A 16791-nucleotide genomic window follows, 5' to 3' on the forward strand; every position below is an offset into this window, starting at 1 on the left:
ATGGCCCCTTCGTCTAGCGGTTAGGACGCGGCCCTTTCACGGCTGAAACACGGGTTCGATTCCCGTAGGGGTCACCATTTCGGTGCGCTGAGTGCAAATTAAAATGCCTTTATTGGCCCCTTCGTCTAGCGGTTAGGACGCGGCCCTTTCACGGCTGAAACACGGGTTCGATTCCCGTAGGGGTCACCATTACCGACAGTCTTCCGGATTGTCGCGACTGGCCATAATGGCCCCTTCGTCTAGCGGTTAGGACGCGGCCCTCTCACGGCTGAAACACGGGTTCGATTCCCGTAGGGGTCACCAGTCTTTTCGGGCATTTAACAATCCCAAAAATTTCTGTCTAATTTGATATCGCGAGCGGTTGCGGTCGTTGGCGGAAATTTGGCGCATGGTAAGCCGGAAATCCCCCTTCCAGCAGAAGCGTTTGTCGATACCTGATTCGCGCTGAATGCTGACAGCCTTTGCATTCGTCATAACCCGCGATAGGCGCACCCCATGATGAACAGTCCCTGGGACCAGCCCGCAACACTGATCGATCTGGATGGCAAGACGCCGGTGATCGGATCGATGCTCGAATGCGTGATGCACTTTTCGATCTTCAAACCTTTCGCCAAGGAGCAGGCGCGCATCCTGCTGACGCGGCCCGTGTTCCGCGAAGGCCGCAAGACCCGCACGTGGATTCTCAATCCCGACGAGATCGAAAAACTTGTCGAGCGGCTCAATGCCGAGAGGAAAGCAGCCCAGTAAGGGCCACCCCCGATCAGGCGGCACCCCTCGCGTTGATCGTGGCGGAAAGGGCAACGGTCGTGCGCGCAGGCCGCGAGGCTACGGTTTCTCCGCTTGCGCAACACCCCCCGCCAATGCACTCGCCAATGAAGTGCCACGTCACTTGGCCACTACCATCACAAAACGACCGCGATCGATCGTCGACATTTCATCGGTGCGCGGCCTCCTCGCCTTTGGTCGCGTTCCCTCACTCGAAACGACGCGCGCGCGACTTTGGTCCACCCAAGAACTCGCGGTCAGGGAGGCCAATCGTGGCCGCCTGACATCCGGAACGGAAGAGTCGGTCATCATCCAACTTTGCGCGGCGCGGAGCACCATCCTCGCCTCTACCGGAATGGTGAAGCCTGTAGGAACAGGCGCCGGCCTGGGTTGTACAACTGCCCGCTCAAAGTGGCTCGATATCGCCCGGCTTCCAGTCCTGATCGAAAAAGGCATCGAGCGGCCCGTAAAAGCGCAGCAACGGGAACCAGCCGCGTCCAGGGACGGTCTTCACCCAGTTCCTTTCCTTCCCGGCAGGCGCCTCCGGACCGAAGAAGAAATCGATCGACCCGTCCGCGTTAAATTCGGGGCCGGTGTAGACGCTGACGGTCGGGAACTTGTTGCCGTTTTTCAGCATGGACCGGCTGACCGCGTCATAGACCACGATCGACCAGAATGCCTTCACCGGGATGTTCGCCGGGTAATGCAGCGTGTAGTTACGGCCGCCGTCCAGATGATCCCCTCGCGCATCGCGCGGGGAAAACAGATATTGCGATCCACCGCCGACGATCTTCTTCACCATCGCCGGCGACATGCCGATAGCCGCATAGGCGAAGCCCGCGCGGTGGTCGGTATCGACGAAGCCTTTCTCGTCCCACGTTGCGGTGCCGCCCACGAATAGCCGTTCCCACGCGCGATCGGGATAGACCAGCCGTACCGGATCCGGGCAGTCGTAACTGTTGGCCCGCGCCGTCGCCGCGCCCAGCTTGGCCGCGTCAGTCAGCAGCTTCTTGCAAGCCGCGTCGGGCGCGAAATCTTGTCCTTTGCGAATGCCGATCGCATTCAGGTTGAACCATTGGGCCGAACTCAAATGGTCCACTTCGTAGGCAATGATCTCGGCCAGATCCTCGAAGAAGCGGATATCATCGCTGAAGATCGTGTCGATGGTGGAGTTGGACGCATTGCAGTACGTCGCCTCAGGCGGAGACCCCGCCTGGCTGAGCGGGTAGACCCTTATCGTGCGCATCAGCGAAACCGCGTGATCGGGCTTCCCTTCCACCAGGAAGCCGCGCAGGCCCAGGACCACGCGATAGCTGGTGGCACGCACCACGATATCACCTTCCGGCGCCTCACCCTGATGGTTTGGCGGCAGCAGCACGATCTTGCCGCCCTGCCCCTTGTCGACGCCCGTGGGGCCGACCGCCGCGATATCGTCCTGCCATAAGTCCGCAAACCCACCCAAAAGCCCGCCTGGCAGTTCCGCCACTACCGGACCGTCACGCTTCAGATCGATGGCGGCCAGCGAATAGACCGTCTCGGAATTGCCGGTGAGCAGCAATGTCGCCGAATCCATCAATTGCTCCCAGATGACCACCTGGTTGGGTACGCCATCGCCGAACTGCCGAACGGCGCGCCACACCGCGTTCCAGGACACAACCGGCATCTGGTCGAGAAACACCTCCACCGCGCGGTTCAGCGTGCGTAAGTCCTGCAACCGCTTGCTGGTCTCGGCGGTTGGATAGCCGCCACGGAAGTCGAAACTTCCAAGCGGCGTTTCGATGGTGCCGGTGTCGATCCAATCATGCGTGGCCGCATCGGCAGCGGACGGGGTATCTGGCATGGCGAGAGGCTCCTTCAGCAGATCTTTTCGATGTCGGGCAGTTGCCAGCTCCGGTCGGACCACGGCTCCAATAGGCCGTAGAGGCGGAAGATCGTGAAACAGCTCTTGGCCGGCACCGATTGCACCCGGTTGGCAGCCCCGTCGGGACGCTGCGGCGCGACCACGCATCCACGGCGCCGGAAGCGAATGCATGACCCTTGCGCAGAGCGATCGCCGCGAAGATGCCCATGCAGCTTCCGGTCGCACCGACTTCACGCAGTGCGCGGCGGATCGCGACCAGGGAGGCGCCCGCAACACCTTTGAGGAACGCCTCCATGCCGCGAAGGAAGTCCAGATTGTCGAAAACCTTTGCTGCCGTCGCGGCTGTCGGCACGCCATCAGCAAATTCCAGCGCGCCAATGCTCACCTCCACCCGTTCTGGCGTGGTGATTTCTGGCGGAATGCGCGTCTGCAACTTGTAGTGCGGGCTTGTCGCCATTCCCCCGGCTCCGGAAAATCGTGCTGATGTCTGGATCGTGACCGACTGCAGCGCGACCTCACACTGGGGAAACCCGAGTGAGGGAAGGAAAAAGACCGGACACACGGCAACGAAACGCGGCTAGCCACTCGTCCACTCGACGATGTGGAGGGTTAAATCGTCGAAATGGTGGTGCTGACGGGGTTGTTCAGGCGGCGAAGTAAGCCGCGCTCAAAGTCCCAACTCCTCCAGTTCCGGAGGCCTTGCGGTCGCGGGCCGATCCGGTTGCCGTCATGCACCGACAGCCCTTTCACCAGCCGGTAGTCATGCCCGCGCTGCCATTTGTCGGCGAGAAAGGCGACGATCGCGTCGCGCCCTTGCAAGAAGCCCGAGCGGCTTCGCCATAGGCTGTCCGGCGTGTTGGCCTGCATCACTTGCGATGGGCCACGGGAATTCCAGCCGTCTTCGGCAATGCGCACTTCCTGGAGAGCGGTTTCTCGCCGCGGCGACCAAAACATCAGGCTTGTCGTGTCAGCTTCACGCAAAGGGTGTGGCCAATTCCAGGCGGATGCCTCCGGGGATGAACACGAGGAAGTGACGCGTCGGCGATCCCGGGCGGATCGGACCGGGCGCGACATCGACGATGACTTCGGGATGCGCGCTCACCTTCTTCCACGCTTCATCCAGGGCACCATCGTCCGCGACGGCCAGCGACAGATGGTGCAGGCCGATATTGGCACGGCGATCGAAAGCCCGCGCGGTCATCGGATCGGCAGCGCGCCACAGCGTCAGCAGCACCCCGCCATCCGATACGAAGACCGCGGGATAGTCCGGTACACCGCCGACAACCTCGAAACCCAGCACATCGCAGAAGAATGCGCGCGCCTGTTCAAGATCGGGGACGGTCAGGCCCACGTGATGGACGCCGCATGTCAGCTTGGCGGTCATGACTGCATTCCTTCCAATTCGGAGACGCGGGCGCGCAACTGGGCAAGCTCTTCCAGCAGAGGCCGGGTGGCCAGGGAGATTTGCGCTTCGGTGAAGCGCGGAGTGATGTGCTGCGGGCAGTTCCAGTCGAACCCGACGATATCGATCACGAACGCCCGCTCCGGCTCGGCATCGTAGCCCGGCACCATCAGCGCCGCGATGTCGGCCGGGTCGTCGCTGGTGTGCGCATGGCCGATCATCTTGAGCCGGCGCCGAGCAGGATAGTCCATCAGGAACAGCGATACGCGATCGTCGGCGGCAAGGTTCGCGGTCGAAAGATACTGACGATTGCCACGATAATCGGCAAAGCCGATCCGGTTTCCGGCAATCTGCCGAAGGAAACCCGCCGGACCGCCGCGATGCTGGATATAGGGCCAGCCGTCCTCGCTGACGCTGGCCATGTAGAAACTGTCCCGCGCGGCGATGAAATCCAGTTCCCGTTCGGTGAGGACATCCATGTCGCCAGCATGGGCCTCCATCCGGGCGTAGGAGGCGCGCGATCCGGCTGCCTCCTGCAAGGCGCGGGAGCCGGGGCCGAACATGGTGTGGAGGAAAGTCTGTGCCATGTCGGCGAGCTTAATATAACGCCGCATTTATGATAATTCGCGCTAATTGGCGTTCACTATTTCGGTTTGGAGAATAATGGATCGGTTCGAGGCATTAACGGCTTTCGTCACGGTTGCCGAGCGGCGCGGCTTTGCAGCGGCGGCGCGGGCGTTGGATGTCTCTCCACCCGTCGTTACCCGCGCCGTAGCGGCACTTGAACGGCACCTGGGCGTAACCTTGTTCCACCGATCGACCCGGGCTGTGTCGTTGACCGACGAAGGCGCGGCATTTCTCGACCGTGCGCGCCGAATACTCGCCGATCTGCGTGAGGCGGAGCAGGTGGTCATGGGCGGCCGATCGGCGCCGCGCGGGCAGCTCTACCTCACTGCGCCGGTAATGTTCGGGCGGATGCATGTGGTGCCGGTGGTCGGTGCCCTGTTGGCGAAACATGATGGCTTGAGCGCACGCATGATGCTGCTGGACCGGAACGTGCGCATCATCGAGGAAGGGATCGATGTGGCCGTACGGATCGGCGCGCTTGCAGACAGTGCGCTGCGCGTCGTGGCGATCGGATCCGTGCAGCAGACCATCGTGGCCAGTCCGGCCTATCTGGCGGATCGAGGCATCCCGATGTCGCCGGGCGATCTGAAGGTCCACAGTTGCATCGTGGGCAGCGGTGTTCGCGTGGGCAGCACATGGCCGTTCGGCGACAGGGGCGGCAACAGCGGCGGCGACAGGGGCGAGACTGCGGTCGAAGTCGTGCCGCGCCTGACCGTCAACACCGTCGACGCGGCGATCGAGGCAGCCGAAGGGGGCCTGGGGCTGGCCAATGTGCTAAGCTACCAGTCAGCCGAGGCCATTGCCGCCGGGCGACTGGTCCGGGTGCTGGCGGACCACGCGCCGCCGCCGATGCCGGTGAACCTGCTTTACGATGCGGGCCGCGCAGCGATGCCCTCGGTCCGCGCCTTTATCGACGCCATGCGCGAGCGGGCGAGGCAAAAAGCCTGGAGTTGAAGATTTACGGCAGTGCCGGTCTGCCAGCCTTCCGGCCTATCCCGCCCCCTCCCTGATGATCGCCGAAGGCAGGATCGTCTGCGAGCAATGGCGGATCATCGACCGATTTCATGATAGTTCGGGCTGCACGGTGTACAATTGCCGTCATTGCATCGCGATGATTCACCTCTCGCCGGAAATCCCGGGCCACCTCTCTGTGGCAATCGACAGATATCGAGACACCTTACCGGAACCGCAGGGTAAGCTTCGGCTCGCCGACCGGGCCGCCCCTAGTGACAGGCTTTCCAGCCCGCAACCCGGTTCGCCTGATCCAGATGCAAGTGATCTGCATGCGCCGCATTGTAGTCCGGCGAGAGCACGGTGGAGAAGCTCTTGCAGGCCTCGTCACGCACGACATGCAGGAAAGCAGCATCGTTCACGCCGCCCTTCCAGTCGCGCCTGACTTCAATGCGCCTGCCGTTCGCCAGCACGAATGCGGAGACATCGATGGCGTTGCCAGTAGCATGCTCACTCCATGCCCCCGTGTCGCCATTGCCGATGCGCCGGCAGTTCACCGTGCCAAGATGCTCGATCCGCACGACTTGGCTTCCGAACATCGCCTGCGCCTGCGGCTGTACACCGTGGCGCAACCACCAGGCCAAGGCGGCATCCACCCCGCAAGTGCTCTCAGGATGGTGCGGGGATAGACTTGCACCGGGAATGGTCAGAGCCATGCGGTCTTCGCGTCGACATGCTCCGGCGCCGGTGGCAGGCCGCCTGTCGTCGGGCAAGCCGCTGCGCGCAAGGAAAGCGTGGCAAGTAGCGAGGTCGGTTCGCAGTGCGGCGAGTTTGCGGCTGGTCGCCCAGCCGGGCGCCTCATCGAGCGCCAGCGGCGCCCATGGATTGTCGCCAGGATGATCGTGCAGCCAATTCCGCCCTGCCAAAGCGAGGCAGGCGATCAGCAGCAATGCCATCGCAATGCGATCGACGGACAGGGTCATGCGGGGTCAACGCGCGAAGGGCAGTTGGCGCTCCTAGCGCAGCTTCATTCGAGCAGCGTGAAGATCGCCCAGGCAAGCCCCGTCGCCCCCAGGAAGAGCGGCCAGGACCAATAGAGTTCATATCCTTCGTAGAAGGTATGCGTGATCGCAAGCATGCCGCCTCGCGACCCTTGCGAACCGATAACCAATGACACCACCCACGTAAGAATGAATGCCGGGATCAGGGCCTTGATAGCTGCCATGGCGGTACCTGGTTTCTTTTTTATGCGTTTTGCCGATCATGGCGCCAATTGGTTAATTTCGTTTTACCGCCGCACCCCAAAGCCTGTGCCCAACCCTGTGGGTAATTCCGGCATACGAAGTGGAAAACCCGGGACAAGTCTCGCCGCCAGGTACGAAAAAGGGGGCCCGAAAGCCCCCTTCCCCGTTGTCGCAAAAACGGTGCCTTATACCGGCGGAACCGGCTGCGGCGGCGCATCGGCGTCAACTTCGTGAACATCCACGATACCGCGGCCGATGTGGCTCTTGCGGTACCCATAGGCGAAGTAGACGACCAGGCCGATCCCGCCCCAGACGGGCAGCACCAGCATCGCTTCATACGGCAGGTTGAAGAAAAGGATCACACAGCCGATGATCGCGATCGGCGCAACCACCCACACCAGCGGCGTGCGGAACGGACGGTGACGCTTGGGATCGCGCACGCGCAGGATCAGCACGGCGATCGACACCATCAGGAACGCGAACAGCGTGCCCGAATTGGAGATGTCGGCAAGCTGGCCCACCGGCAGCAGCGCGGCTGCAACGGCCACGAACACGCCGGTGATGATCGTCACGATATGCGGCGTCTTCCACTTGGGGTGGACGGTCGCCAGCTTTTCGGGAAGCAGGCCATCGCGCGCCATCACGAAGAAGATGCGGGTCTGGCCGTAGAGCATCATCAGGATGACCGAAGGCAGTGCCAGGTTTGCGGCAAGGCCGATAAGATCACCCGCCATGTTGTAGTTTACCGAGCGAAGGACGTGAGCCAGCGCCTCGTTCGAGCAGACCAGCGGAACGTGGCCCTCCTTGGCGAGCGCGGCACACTGGGCAGCGAATTCGGCCGAACCGGGCTGCACGCCCAGTGCGGTCGGCTGCGCGCCCACGGCGCCAATGGCACCGGCGGCGACCAGCAGGTAGAACACGGTGCAAAGCGCAAGGCTGCCGATCAGACCGATCGGCACGTTGCGCTGCGGATTCTTGGTCTCTTCGGCTGCGGTGGAAACCGCGTCGAAGCCCACGTAGGCAAAGAAGATCGACGCTGCCGCCCCCACGATGCCCAAGCCGCTGCTGCCCGCCGGGCCGAACCAGCCATTGGGCGCGAAAGGCGCAAAGTGCTCGCCCTTCAGAAGCGGCAGAGTGAAGACGATGAACATGGTCAGCGCCGCCACCTTGATGGCGACGAGGATGGCATTGAAAGTGGCGCTTTCCTTGGTGCCGATCACCAGCAGCGCCGTCACCGCCAGCGCCACGAAGATGGCGGGGACGTTGATGATTCCGTGGCTGAAATCGACGCCGGTAAGCGACCAGGCGGGGCCGGATGACAGTAAGGCGGGTAACTCGAACCCCGTCAGACTTTTCAAGAGCCCCATGAAGTAGCCCGACCAACCGACCGAAACGGCCGAGGCGGCAACCGCATATTCAAGGATCAACGCCCAGCCGACCATCCAGGCCAGCAGTTCGCCGACCACGGCGTAGCTGTAGGTATAAGCAGAACCCGAAACCGGCACCATCGAGGCCAGTTCCGAATAACAGAGCGCCGCCACCGCGCAGATGGCGCCGGCGATCACAAAGCTCCACATCATGCCGGGCCCAGCCTTCTGGGCCGCGGCGGCGGTGAGAACGAAAATGCCGGTACCGATGATGGCGCCGACGCCGAGAAGCGTCAGCTGGACAGGCCCCAACGACCTGTGAAGAGATTTCTTTTCCGCGGTCGCCAGAATGGCGTCCAGCGGTTTTACGCGTCCGAACATTATTGGACCCCCGAGTTCTTAATGGCGGCGACGCTAGCGTGCTGCCACGGTATCGCAAGCGTTAAGGCTATTGGTTCCCCAGAATAACTGTATCTGGACCGGATGACGGGGCCAGTCCGAATTGATCGCCGTTCCGGGGTTTTCGCAAGCGCGAGAGAGGGCTAGAAGCCCCGCATGTCCACGACCTTTCAGCTCGATACAGCGACCAGCCGCGCCAATCCCACTCCGGCGCCCATGAAACGCCTGACGGTTCCGGCCATCCAGCGCCGCAAGGCAGGCGGCCTTACCGCAGATCCGCTGGTCATGCTGACGGCCTATACCGCACGGCAGGCGCAGCTTCTGGATGAGCATTGCGACATTCTGCTGATCGGGGATTCGCTGGCCCAGGTGATCTACGGGCTGCCCTCCACCCTGCCCGTCACGCTCGACATGATGATCGCCCATGGCGCCGCCGTCGTGCGCGGCAGCTATCACTCGCTCGTCGTCGTCGACATGCCTTTCGGCTCTTACGAGGAAAGCCCGCAGCAGGCCTTCGCCTCCGCCGCGCGCATCATGGCCGAAACCGGTTGCGCTGCGGTGAAACTGGAAGGCGGCGTGGCCATGGCGGAAACGATCGCGTTTCTCACCAGCCGGGGCATTCCCGTGATGGCGCATATCGGTCTCACCCCGCAGGCGGTGAACGCGCTGGGCGGCTACGGCGCGCGGGGCCGCAGCCAGGAAGAGCATGCAAAGATCGTCTCCGACGGCAAGGCCGTGGCGGATGCCGGCGCCTTCGCCGTGGTGGTGGAGGGTGTGGTCGAGCCCATCGCAATCTCGCTCACCCACAGCCTGGAAATCCCCGTCATCGGCATCGGTGCCTCGGCGCAGTGCGACGGGCAGGTTCTGGTTGCCGAAGACATGCTGGGTATGTTCGACCGCGTGCCTCGCTTCGTGAAACGCTATGCCGACATGGCGACGCTGATTTCCGAAGCGGCCGCGCAATACGCCGCTGAAGTCCGCGCACGCGCCTTCCCCGGACCCGACCAGACCTATCAACCTAAGTGAGCGGCCAAATGAGCGGCCTGGAACTCCGGATCGACGATCCCGCCGCGCCCCACGTCGCCGACTTGCTGGCCCATCACCTTTCCGAATTGGCATCGGTGATGGGGGAGCACGCCTTCGCCCTTGATGCGAGCGGGCTGTCCGCGCCCGAAGTCACTTTCTGGACCGCGTGGCGTGATGACAGGCTGGCCGGCTTCGCCGCGCTCAAGGTGCTGGGTCAGGGCGACGGCGAGGTAAAGTCGATGCGCGCCGCGCCCGAAGCGCGCGGTACCGGCGTGGGCCGGGCGCTGATCGATCATGTCGTGGCCGAGGCGCGGGAGAAAGGACTGCGCCGCCTCTATCTGGAGACCGGCACTGCGCCGCTTCACCAGCCCGCCATCGCGCTCTACCGCAAGAGCGGCTTCGCATCATGCCCGCCTTTCGCGGATTACGAGGCCAGCCCGCACAACCAGTTCATGGTGCTGGATCTCCACCGAGAGGCTATCGCCGCTTCCAAGTGACGGTGCTTCCCGCACCGTCAACCCGCTGTAACTCTTGCCTCGCCCCCATCGCGGCCTAAAAGCGGGCCTTATGAAAAATCCCCCCCTCATGGCGTCCGTCGCGGCGCTGCTCGCCCCCGTGGCCATTTTCGGCGCATCCCCCACTGCCATTGCCAAGGAAGCGATCGATCCTGCGCGGATGGTCGCCGATGTGAAGACGCTGGCCTCCGACACGTTCGAGGGCCGCGCGCCGGGCACGGTGGGTGAGGAACGCACGATCGGCTACCTGATCGCCCGCTTCCAGGACATCGGCCTGCAGCCGGCCGGCCCCAATGGCCAGTGGGTCCAGAACGTGCCGCTTCTGCATACGAAACTGCAGGCACCGAAGGTCCTTTCGTTCAATGGCCCCAAGGGCGCCATGCCGGTGGAAGTCGCCAAGGACATCTACCTCTCCACCGTTCGGCCGGACGACACCGCCCGCATTGCCGGCGCGCCGGTGGTCTTCGTCGGTTACGGCGTAAAAGCCCCGGAACGCGGCTGGGACGATTTCAAGGACATGGACCTCAAGGGCAAGGTGGTCGTCTTCCTCATCAACGATCCGGACTTCCGCGCCGCGAAGGGCGAACCCGCCGCCGGAAAGTTCGGCGACCGGACGATGACCTATTACGGCCGCTGGACCTACAAGTTCGAGGAAGCCGCCCGCCAGGGCGCAATCGGCGCGCTGATCGTGCACGATACTGCCGGTGCCGGCTATGGCTGGAATGTGGTGACCAGCCCCGGCGGCGAGAATTACGACATCGTCCGCACGCAAGACCGCCTCTCCAGCCTTGCCCTGCAGGGCTGGCTTTCGGCCGATGCGGCAACGCGGCTGTTCTCTTCGGCCGGGCTGGACCTTGCCAAGCTCTCCACCGCGGCGCGGCGCCCGGATTTCAAGCCGGTGGAACTGAAGGGCGTGGCCCTCGACGCCGAAATTCCGGTGAACCATGAGGAAGTCATGAGCCACAATGTGCTGGCCCAGATTCCCGGCACCACCCGCAAGGACGAAGTGGTGATGTTCGGCGCACACTGGGACGCCTACGGCAAGGGCGCGCCTGATGCGCAAGGCCGCATCTACCGCGCCGGCGCCAATGACGATGGCATCGGCATCGCCGGCATCATGGATATCGCGCGCGTCATGAAGAGCGAACCGGCGCCGCAGCGCACCGTCGTCTTCGCGGCCTGGACTGCCGAGGAGCGCGGACTGCTCGGTTCCGAATTCTACGCCGCCAATCCGGTCTTCCCGATGGAAAAGACCGTCGCCAACCTTACCATCGACGTGCTCCAGACCGCTGGCGCGGCGAACGATGTGACGCTGATCGGCCGGGGTCAGGATACGCTGGAAGACGACATGGCCCGTTTCGCCGCAGCGCAAGGCCGCCGGGTGACACCGGAAAGCCTGCCGGAACGCGGGTTGTTCTACCGTGCGGACCACTTCTCCTTCGCCAAGCGCGGCGTGCCGGTGATGCTGATGATGGGCATTGCCGGTGCGTCCGACCTCAAGCAGGGCGGCGTCAAGGCGGGGCAGGCCTGGATCGATGCCTACACCGGCCAGTGCTATCACCAGGCCTGCGATGCCTGGTCGCCGGACTGGAATATGGACGGAGCCGTGCAGGACGTCGAACTCGTACGTGCCATCGGCAGCGACCTCGCCAACTCCGCCCGATGGCCGCAATGGAAGACGGGTTCGGAGTTCAAGGCCACGCGCGACAAGTCGGACGCGGCGCGCCGGTAAGTCAGGTCCAGTGAATGAGCAGGTCGGCGAACGCGTGGAACACCACTGCACCGCCGACCAGCCAGCCGGCCATTTTCACCGCCCGCGCCGTGCTGTCATCGCGGGCGGCCGGCGTGGTCGCTTCCATCCGCGTAGAAGCCGCGCGGAGGAAACGCGGCGCTTCCTCCGCCACGCGCGAAAGCTCAAGCAGCGCCGTCTCCAGCTTGTCCGGCGCGGCAAGGCGTGACAGGCGCGAAGCCACAAGCTTGCCGCGCATCCGACCCAGAGCGTCGGAGAGATCGAAATCCGGGGCGATGCCGGCCAGAACACCGTCCATCGTCACCATCGCCTTGAAGATCAGCACCAGATCGGGCGGCAACACCAAACCTTCCTGACGCAGCAGCGGAAAGAAATCCGCGACCATGGCGTTCAACACCAAGGCCCCCGTGCCATGCCGCGCTACCAACCGCTCGGACGTGCGCAACAGCCGCTCTCGCGGAACCTCGCCGCCTTCGGACCATGTCGCCAGCATATCGGCCACGCCGCCCGGATCGCCGCTGCGCAGCGCAAGGATGAAAGTCAGAAACTCATGCTGGCGGCGCGGGGATACGAACCCGACCGAGCCCAGGTCCAGCAAGGCAAGCCCGTCACCGGGAAGGCACAGCAGGTTGCCGGGATGCGGATCGGCGTGAAACCGGCCGTTGACCAACACCATCTCCAGCACCAGTTCCGCACCCAGCGACGCGATGCGCGAAGGATCGTTCCCGGCTGCCCTCAGCACGCCTGGATCGCGCGGCGGAATCCCGTCGACATAATCCATCACGAGCACCTTCTCGCCCGTCCACTCCCAGTGAATGCGCGGCACGGTGACGCGGTCCAGAGAAGCGAGATCGGCGCGCAGCAGGTCTGCGTTGCGGCCTTCGCTGGTGAAATCCAGCTCGTCGAGAATCTCGCGGCCGAGCTGCTCGATCATGGCCGCAGGCTTCATCCGCCGGACCGCCGCGCTGCGCGCCTCCGCCAACGCCGCAAGATGGCGCATGAGCCGCAGATCCGCCTCCATGCGTGCGCGAATGCCGGGGCGGCGAATCTTGACCACGACCTCCGCGCCGTCATGAAGGCGCGCCCGGTGCACTTGCGCGATCGATGCCGCCGCCAGTGGCTCGGTATCGAAATGGGCAAAAGCCGTTTCGGGCGCCTCGCCCAACGCAGCCTCCACCGCCTCGCGCAATTGCGCAAAAGGCAGGCGCGGCGCATCGCTCTGAAGCTGCTCGAAAGCCGCGATCCACGGGTCAGGCAGCAAGTCCCGCCGAGTGGCAAGGATCTGGCCCAGTTTCACGTAAGTGGGGCCCAGCGCTTCCAGTGCGCGGCGCGTGCGCGTGGGCAGGTCCCGCGCTTCGGCCCCGGCGCCGTCGTCCCCCTCGCCTATTCCCAGCCGTACCGCCAGCGCCTCAAGCCCGAAGCGGGCGATCACTGCCGAAACTTCGGCCATCCGCCCCCGATCGCGCGCGGCCACGGCTATCGACTTGAACATGCATCACTCCTTCAGCGGTGGACAACCGGCCGATCGCCCCTCGGGTTCCGGCGACATGCCCTCCCTCGGCGTCGGATCGATTGGACAGCAAGCCGCGCACGAAGCTAGGGATCGCGAATGAGCGGCAGTTTAACGGGGGCGCTCAAGCCCGTATTCGCCATAGCACTTCTCTTCGCCCTCGCAGCTTGCGGCGGCGGCGCGAAATTTCGCGCAGTCAGCGATGTCCCGGTGCGCGTAGGACCGCCCTACAAAGTGCGCGGCGTCACTTATACGCCTGCCAGTCAGCCCGGCTACGACGTGCTGGGCTATGCCACCTGGTACGGCAACGAATCCGGCAACCAGGTCGCCAATGGCGAGCGTTTCCGCCCAGGCTGGATCACTGCCGCCCACAAGACGCTGCCGCTGCCAAGCTACGTCGAAGTGACATCGCTCGATACCGGCCGCCGCATCGTGGTTCGTATCAACGACCGCGGCCCCTATGGCGAAAGCGCCCGAGTAATCGATCTCTCGCGCGGCGCTGCCGAAGCGCTCGGCATCCGCAACCAAGGCAAGGCCGCAGTCCGCGTACGCGTGGTGGAGCCCCCCGAAAAGGACCGCGCCGCCCTGCGCAAAGGCAAGGCGGCGACGGAACTGTCACCGGTCAGCCCGGCGACGCTGGCGAACCTGCAGAACCAGTTCGAGCGCGGCGTAGGGACACGCTGAACCGGCGCCGCAAAGCACTGAAAAGCCGGGTTTAGTGCCCGCCGGCAACGAAAGCCCCCTTTATCGTTCCGTATCCCATCCCAGGCACGGAATAAGCGGTGAAATCGAAATTGCCGCCAACTTCGTTGGCATTGGGTCCGAAAAACATGCCGTGGACATCTCCGCGAAGCGCGCCATTGGCGGTGGCGGAAAAGCCACCGACGGTCTGATTTCCGGCAACCACGTCCCCGATACGGCCGGAGAAGCTTGTCGTTCCTAAACTCAGATCGGGCTTGTCGGAGATGCTCGCAGCGTTGAGGGCAAGCTGCCCGGAAATCGCACCAGTTCCGAAATTAGCGGCGAGAGTCGCAGTTCCGCCCACGTCATAGATGCCCACCTGATTATTGGCATCATAGATGGCTGCGCTGCCATGCGCCACGCCCGAATAGCTAGCCGTCCCCGTCGTTGGCATGAGAGTATTCGGCGTCGCCTGACCATAAGCGATGTAGCCCATCCGGTAACTTCCGCCATATTGCGAAACACCGGTCGCCTGGACATATTCCACAAAGCCCGAATAGGTCAGCGCGATACGCCCGCCGTTGCCATCGTAGATGTAGCGATCGACCTGCAACGAGTCGGAAAACTCTCCGCTCGTGACTGACCCGGAGCGATATACCGTACGCTCGGCGCTGGACGCTGCGTTGTCGACATCACCGCTGCCCATGATCGCATAGTTTGCGTAAGCCGAATTGTCCGTCACGCGGACCGCGCCGGTCGGCGAGCCCGAAGACAACTCAACGCCATAGTTCGCGGTAGTGGCGCTTGCAGAGTTATCAAAATAGGCATCGGTTTCGGCGTAGTAGCTATACGCCATTTCAGCGCCGATGCCGTGCAATAGCGTTGTTTTATTAATATCGGCCAACCTGGTTGCAGCGTTATTTGCGGCGAGATCGGCAATGCCGATCAGATAGCCACTGGCCTTACCGCCGGTGACACTCGAAAGCAGGAACGTACCGCCGATCTGATCTCCAGCTTCGCCATAGAATCGCGCATCAAGATTGCCAGTATAATCCTTTGCGCCGTCGAGTGAGAGTACGCCTGCAATAGCGTTAGTTGTGCTGGATATCGTTGCGCTGCTCGTCCAGGTACCTCTGTCGGTACCGGTATAGATTACGCCCGGCTGCACGATCATGTTTGCCGTGTCGAACGGGCTGAGTTGGTAGCTTCCTGTACCGGATAGCGTGCCCGCGCCAAGGTCGGCAGTAAGTCGGCCGGATCCATCCAACGTCTGCGGCTTGGCTCCGACGTCCAGTACCGCCCCGCCCAGCCGTGCAATGTAGTAGCCGGTGCCTGCACGAGGCACTGATGGCGCTACAGTCTCATTGCCATAAACATAGGCATCCAGAATAGGCGCGCCGCCCGTCCGGTCGTATTGCAGCCCGGCGATGACCGCTAAGGTTTGCCCCATCAACAAGGGGCCGCTTGTCTCAGCATAAGAAGCTTCCCAGTCCCTGCCTGACAATGGCGCCACTGCCTGTCCGGATGCCCGATAAAAGACGTCCGATGGTCCGGAATCGGCCAGCTTTGCCACGAGGCGACTGGCCTGTACGGCCGAAACGAAATTGCCCTGGCCATCCAGCGTTAATGAAAGACTCTGCCCATCCACTTTGAAGAATGTGGCGTTTTCAGGGTTATAGAGGTTCGTCTGCTGATTGACCGGATAGCCATTGCGCGCGCCCCAGATCACGCCAACCATTGCTTGGCCAACACCGGAACTCGAAAAAGTCGCTCCCACTTCCGCTGCGGCCGGGCCGTAGAAGGCGCCTTGGAAGGTTCCGGAACCAGATCCTGAACTTGTGGCCGTGCCCAACACACCTGCAAAACGATCGGTTCCCGACTGTATCAACGCGTAGCCATCAAGGCGCCCGCCATAACCAGTCTGGCCCGTCTCCATGTTTGTCATTGTGTAGGGGACGAGGGCATGGATTGCCCCTGTCGTGAAATCGGCATCAAGACGCCCATTGCCGGCAAGTGAGTGGACCAGCGCGTCGGATGTCGACGCGCCGAGTAACTGCACGTCATAGCTTGCGGCCCCCGTGCGCGGCATCTCCACCGTCGGCGTCTGCACGCCGTAGGCAAAGGCATCGAAGCGTCCGTCTACGTTGGCCTTGCCTTCGGTCGCTCGTTGCCAGAATCCCGCTCCTACGTAGCGGGTCTGACCTGTTCCGGTCCCGGCATTGGACAATGTTAGGAAGTCGGTCGCCGACTTGCCGGCAACCTTGTAGGTCGTGACCGCCGCATTCGATTGCGTGGCATCGATATCGGTTTGCTTGAACGCCTGACTGACCGAACCGTCGGTTAGCGTGTAGCTTTTCGTCGAGGCATCGTAGGCGATCGTCAGTACCGTCTTTCCAGCACTTTGAGACACCGCACCCGTTGCGGTGGAAACGGAAATCGTGCCGAGCACCGCGTCGTTAGCGAAGTTCTCAGAAACTAGCGGCGCGACGAGATCATCGTTTTTCGGTGCCGGCGTTGGTGTGGGTGTCGGAGTGGGAGTGGGAGTGGGAGTAGGAGTAGGTGTCGGCACCGGAGTGGGCGTTGGCGTACTATTGACGCCGCCGCCTCCACCGCAGGCCGCAAGCATCAGGCTGAGCGCCGTCAGCGAAGTCATCGTTGCAAGATTGCGAGGTCGCACCCTCATCATGAACAGT

At 63.1% G+C, this 16791-nt stretch carries 17 protein-coding genes and 3 tRNA genes; 9 read left to right on the forward strand and 11 right to left on the reverse strand.

The features are described from left to right. The first annotated feature begins 2 nt into the window (after nt 1-2). The 3 genes from WBP07_RS06860 (at nt 3) to WBP07_RS06870 (ending at nt 303) form a co-directional block, all read left to right on the forward strand. Nucleotides 3-77, forward strand: a tRNA-Glu gene (locus WBP07_RS06860). A 37-nt stretch (nt 78-114) separates the two neighbouring features. Further along, a tRNA-Glu gene (locus tag WBP07_RS06865) sits at nt 115-189 on the forward strand. 39 nt (nt 190-228) lie between these two features. Next, nucleotides 229-303: transfer RNA gene (locus WBP07_RS06870), tRNA-Glu, on the forward strand. Here WBP07_RS06870 and WBP07_RS06875 read toward each other — a convergent pair. Beyond that, on the reverse strand, nt 298-474 hold the full coding sequence (locus WBP07_RS06875; protein WP_395395069.1) for a hypothetical protein: 177 nt from the start codon (nt 472-474) through the stop codon (nt 298-300). The genes WBP07_RS06870 and WBP07_RS06875 overlap by 6 nt on opposite strands. Before the next feature lie 21 nt (nt 475-495). Between WBP07_RS06875 and WBP07_RS06880 the strand changes: the two genes are divergently transcribed. Next, nucleotides 496-747, forward strand: coding sequence for a hypothetical protein (locus tag WBP07_RS06880; RefSeq protein ID WP_395395070.1), 252 nt, complete (start codon nt 496-498; stop codon nt 745-747). Between the two features lie 424 nt (nt 748-1171). On the opposite strand, the gene WBP07_RS06885 is transcribed toward WBP07_RS06880, so the two are convergent. The 5 genes from WBP07_RS06885 to WBP07_RS06905 all read right to left on the reverse strand — a co-directional run bounded on the left by WBP07_RS06885 (nt 1172) and on the right by WBP07_RS06905 (nt 4615). Continuing rightward, nucleotides 1172-2605, reverse strand: coding sequence for a DUF1254 domain-containing protein (locus tag WBP07_RS06885; RefSeq protein ID WP_395395071.1), 1434 nt, complete (start codon nt 2603-2605; stop codon nt 1172-1174). After that, entirely contained in the window at nt 2565-3083 is a 519-nt protein-coding gene (locus tag WBP07_RS06890) for a hypothetical protein (protein ID WP_395395072.1), read from the reverse strand. Before WBP07_RS06890 ends, WBP07_RS06885 begins: the two co-directional genes overlap by 41 nt. Before the next feature lie 152 nt (nt 3084-3235). Beyond that, nucleotides 3236-3607 carry a DUF1348 family protein gene (locus tag WBP07_RS06895; protein WP_395395073.1) on the reverse strand — a complete coding sequence of 124 codons (372 nt, stop codon included), beginning with the start codon at nt 3605-3607 and terminating at the stop codon, nt 3236-3238. After that, the gene (locus tag WBP07_RS06900) at nt 3600-4010 is read right to left on the reverse strand and encodes a VOC family protein (protein ID WP_395395074.1); all 411 of its coding nucleotides are present in this window, start codon (nt 4008-4010) and stop codon (nt 3600-3602) included. Before WBP07_RS06900 ends, WBP07_RS06895 begins: the two co-directional genes overlap by 8 nt. Continuing rightward, nucleotides 4007-4615: a pyridoxamine 5'-phosphate oxidase family protein gene (locus tag WBP07_RS06905; RefSeq protein ID WP_395395743.1), complete on the reverse strand. Its 609-nt coding sequence runs from the start codon at nt 4613-4615 to the stop codon at nt 4007-4009. Before WBP07_RS06905 ends, WBP07_RS06900 begins: the two co-directional genes overlap by 4 nt. Before the next feature lie 76 nt (nt 4616-4691). On the opposite strand from WBP07_RS06905, the gene WBP07_RS06910 reads away from it, so the two are divergent. After that, complete coding sequence (locus WBP07_RS06910; RefSeq protein ID WP_395395075.1) at nt 4692-5609, forward strand: LysR family transcriptional regulator; 918 nt, start codon at nt 4692-4694, stop codon at nt 5607-5609. Between the two features lie 269 nt (nt 5610-5878). Here the strand turns inward: WBP07_RS06910 and WBP07_RS06915 are convergent, their stop codons facing one another. From WBP07_RS06915 to WBP07_RS06925, 3 genes are all read right to left on the reverse strand, one after another. Continuing rightward, the gene (locus WBP07_RS06915) at nt 5879-6589 is read right to left on the reverse strand and encodes an extensin family protein (protein ID WP_395395076.1); all 711 of its coding nucleotides are present in this window, start codon (nt 6587-6589) and stop codon (nt 5879-5881) included. Nucleotides 6590-6633: 44 nt separating this feature from the next. Beyond that, nucleotides 6634-6831: a hypothetical protein gene (locus tag WBP07_RS06920; RefSeq protein WP_395395077.1), complete on the reverse strand. Its 198-nt coding sequence runs from the start codon at nt 6829-6831 to the stop codon at nt 6634-6636. 204 nt (nt 6832-7035) lie between these two features. Further along, entirely contained in the window at nt 7036-8601 is a 1566-nt protein-coding gene (locus WBP07_RS06925) for an amino acid permease (RefSeq protein ID WP_395395744.1), read from the reverse strand. Nucleotides 8602-8772: 171 nt separating this feature from the next. Between WBP07_RS06925 and panB the strand changes: the two genes are divergently transcribed. From panB to WBP07_RS06940, 3 genes are all read left to right on the forward strand, one after another. Beyond that, nucleotides 8773-9642 carry a 3-methyl-2-oxobutanoate hydroxymethyltransferase gene (gene panB / locus WBP07_RS06930; RefSeq protein ID WP_395395078.1) on the forward strand — a complete coding sequence of 290 codons (870 nt, stop codon included), beginning with the start codon at nt 8773-8775 and terminating at the stop codon, nt 9640-9642. Nucleotides 9643-9650: 8 nt separating this feature from the next. Next, nucleotides 9651-10139: a GNAT family N-acetyltransferase gene (locus WBP07_RS06935; RefSeq protein WP_395395079.1), complete on the forward strand. Its 489-nt coding sequence runs from the start codon at nt 9651-9653 to the stop codon at nt 10137-10139. A gap of 88 nt (nt 10140-10227) precedes the next feature. After that, on the forward strand, nt 10228-11889 hold the full coding sequence (locus tag WBP07_RS06940; RefSeq protein WP_395395081.1) for a M20/M25/M40 family metallo-hydrolase: 1662 nt from the start codon (nt 10228-10230) through the stop codon (nt 11887-11889). Nucleotide 11890: 1 nt separating this feature from the next. Here WBP07_RS06940 and WBP07_RS06945 read toward each other — a convergent pair whose 3' ends face one another. Continuing rightward, nucleotides 11891-13399, reverse strand: coding sequence for an ABC1 kinase family protein (locus WBP07_RS06945; protein WP_395395082.1), 1509 nt, complete (start codon nt 13397-13399; stop codon nt 11891-11893). A 117-nt stretch (nt 13400-13516) separates the two neighbouring features. Here WBP07_RS06945 and WBP07_RS06950 point away from each other — a divergent pair, with 117 nt between their 5' ends. Then, nucleotides 13517-14101 (forward strand): septal ring lytic transglycosylase RlpA family protein, encoded by a 585-nt coding sequence (locus WBP07_RS06950; RefSeq protein ID WP_395395083.1) that lies wholly within the window; start codon nt 13517-13519, stop codon nt 14099-14101. A gap of 31 nt (nt 14102-14132) precedes the next feature. Here WBP07_RS06950 and WBP07_RS06955 read toward each other — a convergent pair whose 3' ends face one another. Further along, nucleotides 14133-16751, reverse strand: a complete 2619-nt coding sequence (locus WBP07_RS06955) for a transferrin-binding protein-like solute binding protein (protein WP_395395084.1) — start codon at nt 16749-16751, stop codon at nt 14133-14135. Nucleotides 16752-16791 lie beyond the last annotated feature (40 nt).

Source organism: Novosphingobium oxfordense (assembly GCF_044029435.1).
Lineage (GTDB): Bacteria > Pseudomonadota > Alphaproteobacteria > Sphingomonadales > Sphingomonadaceae > Novosphingobium.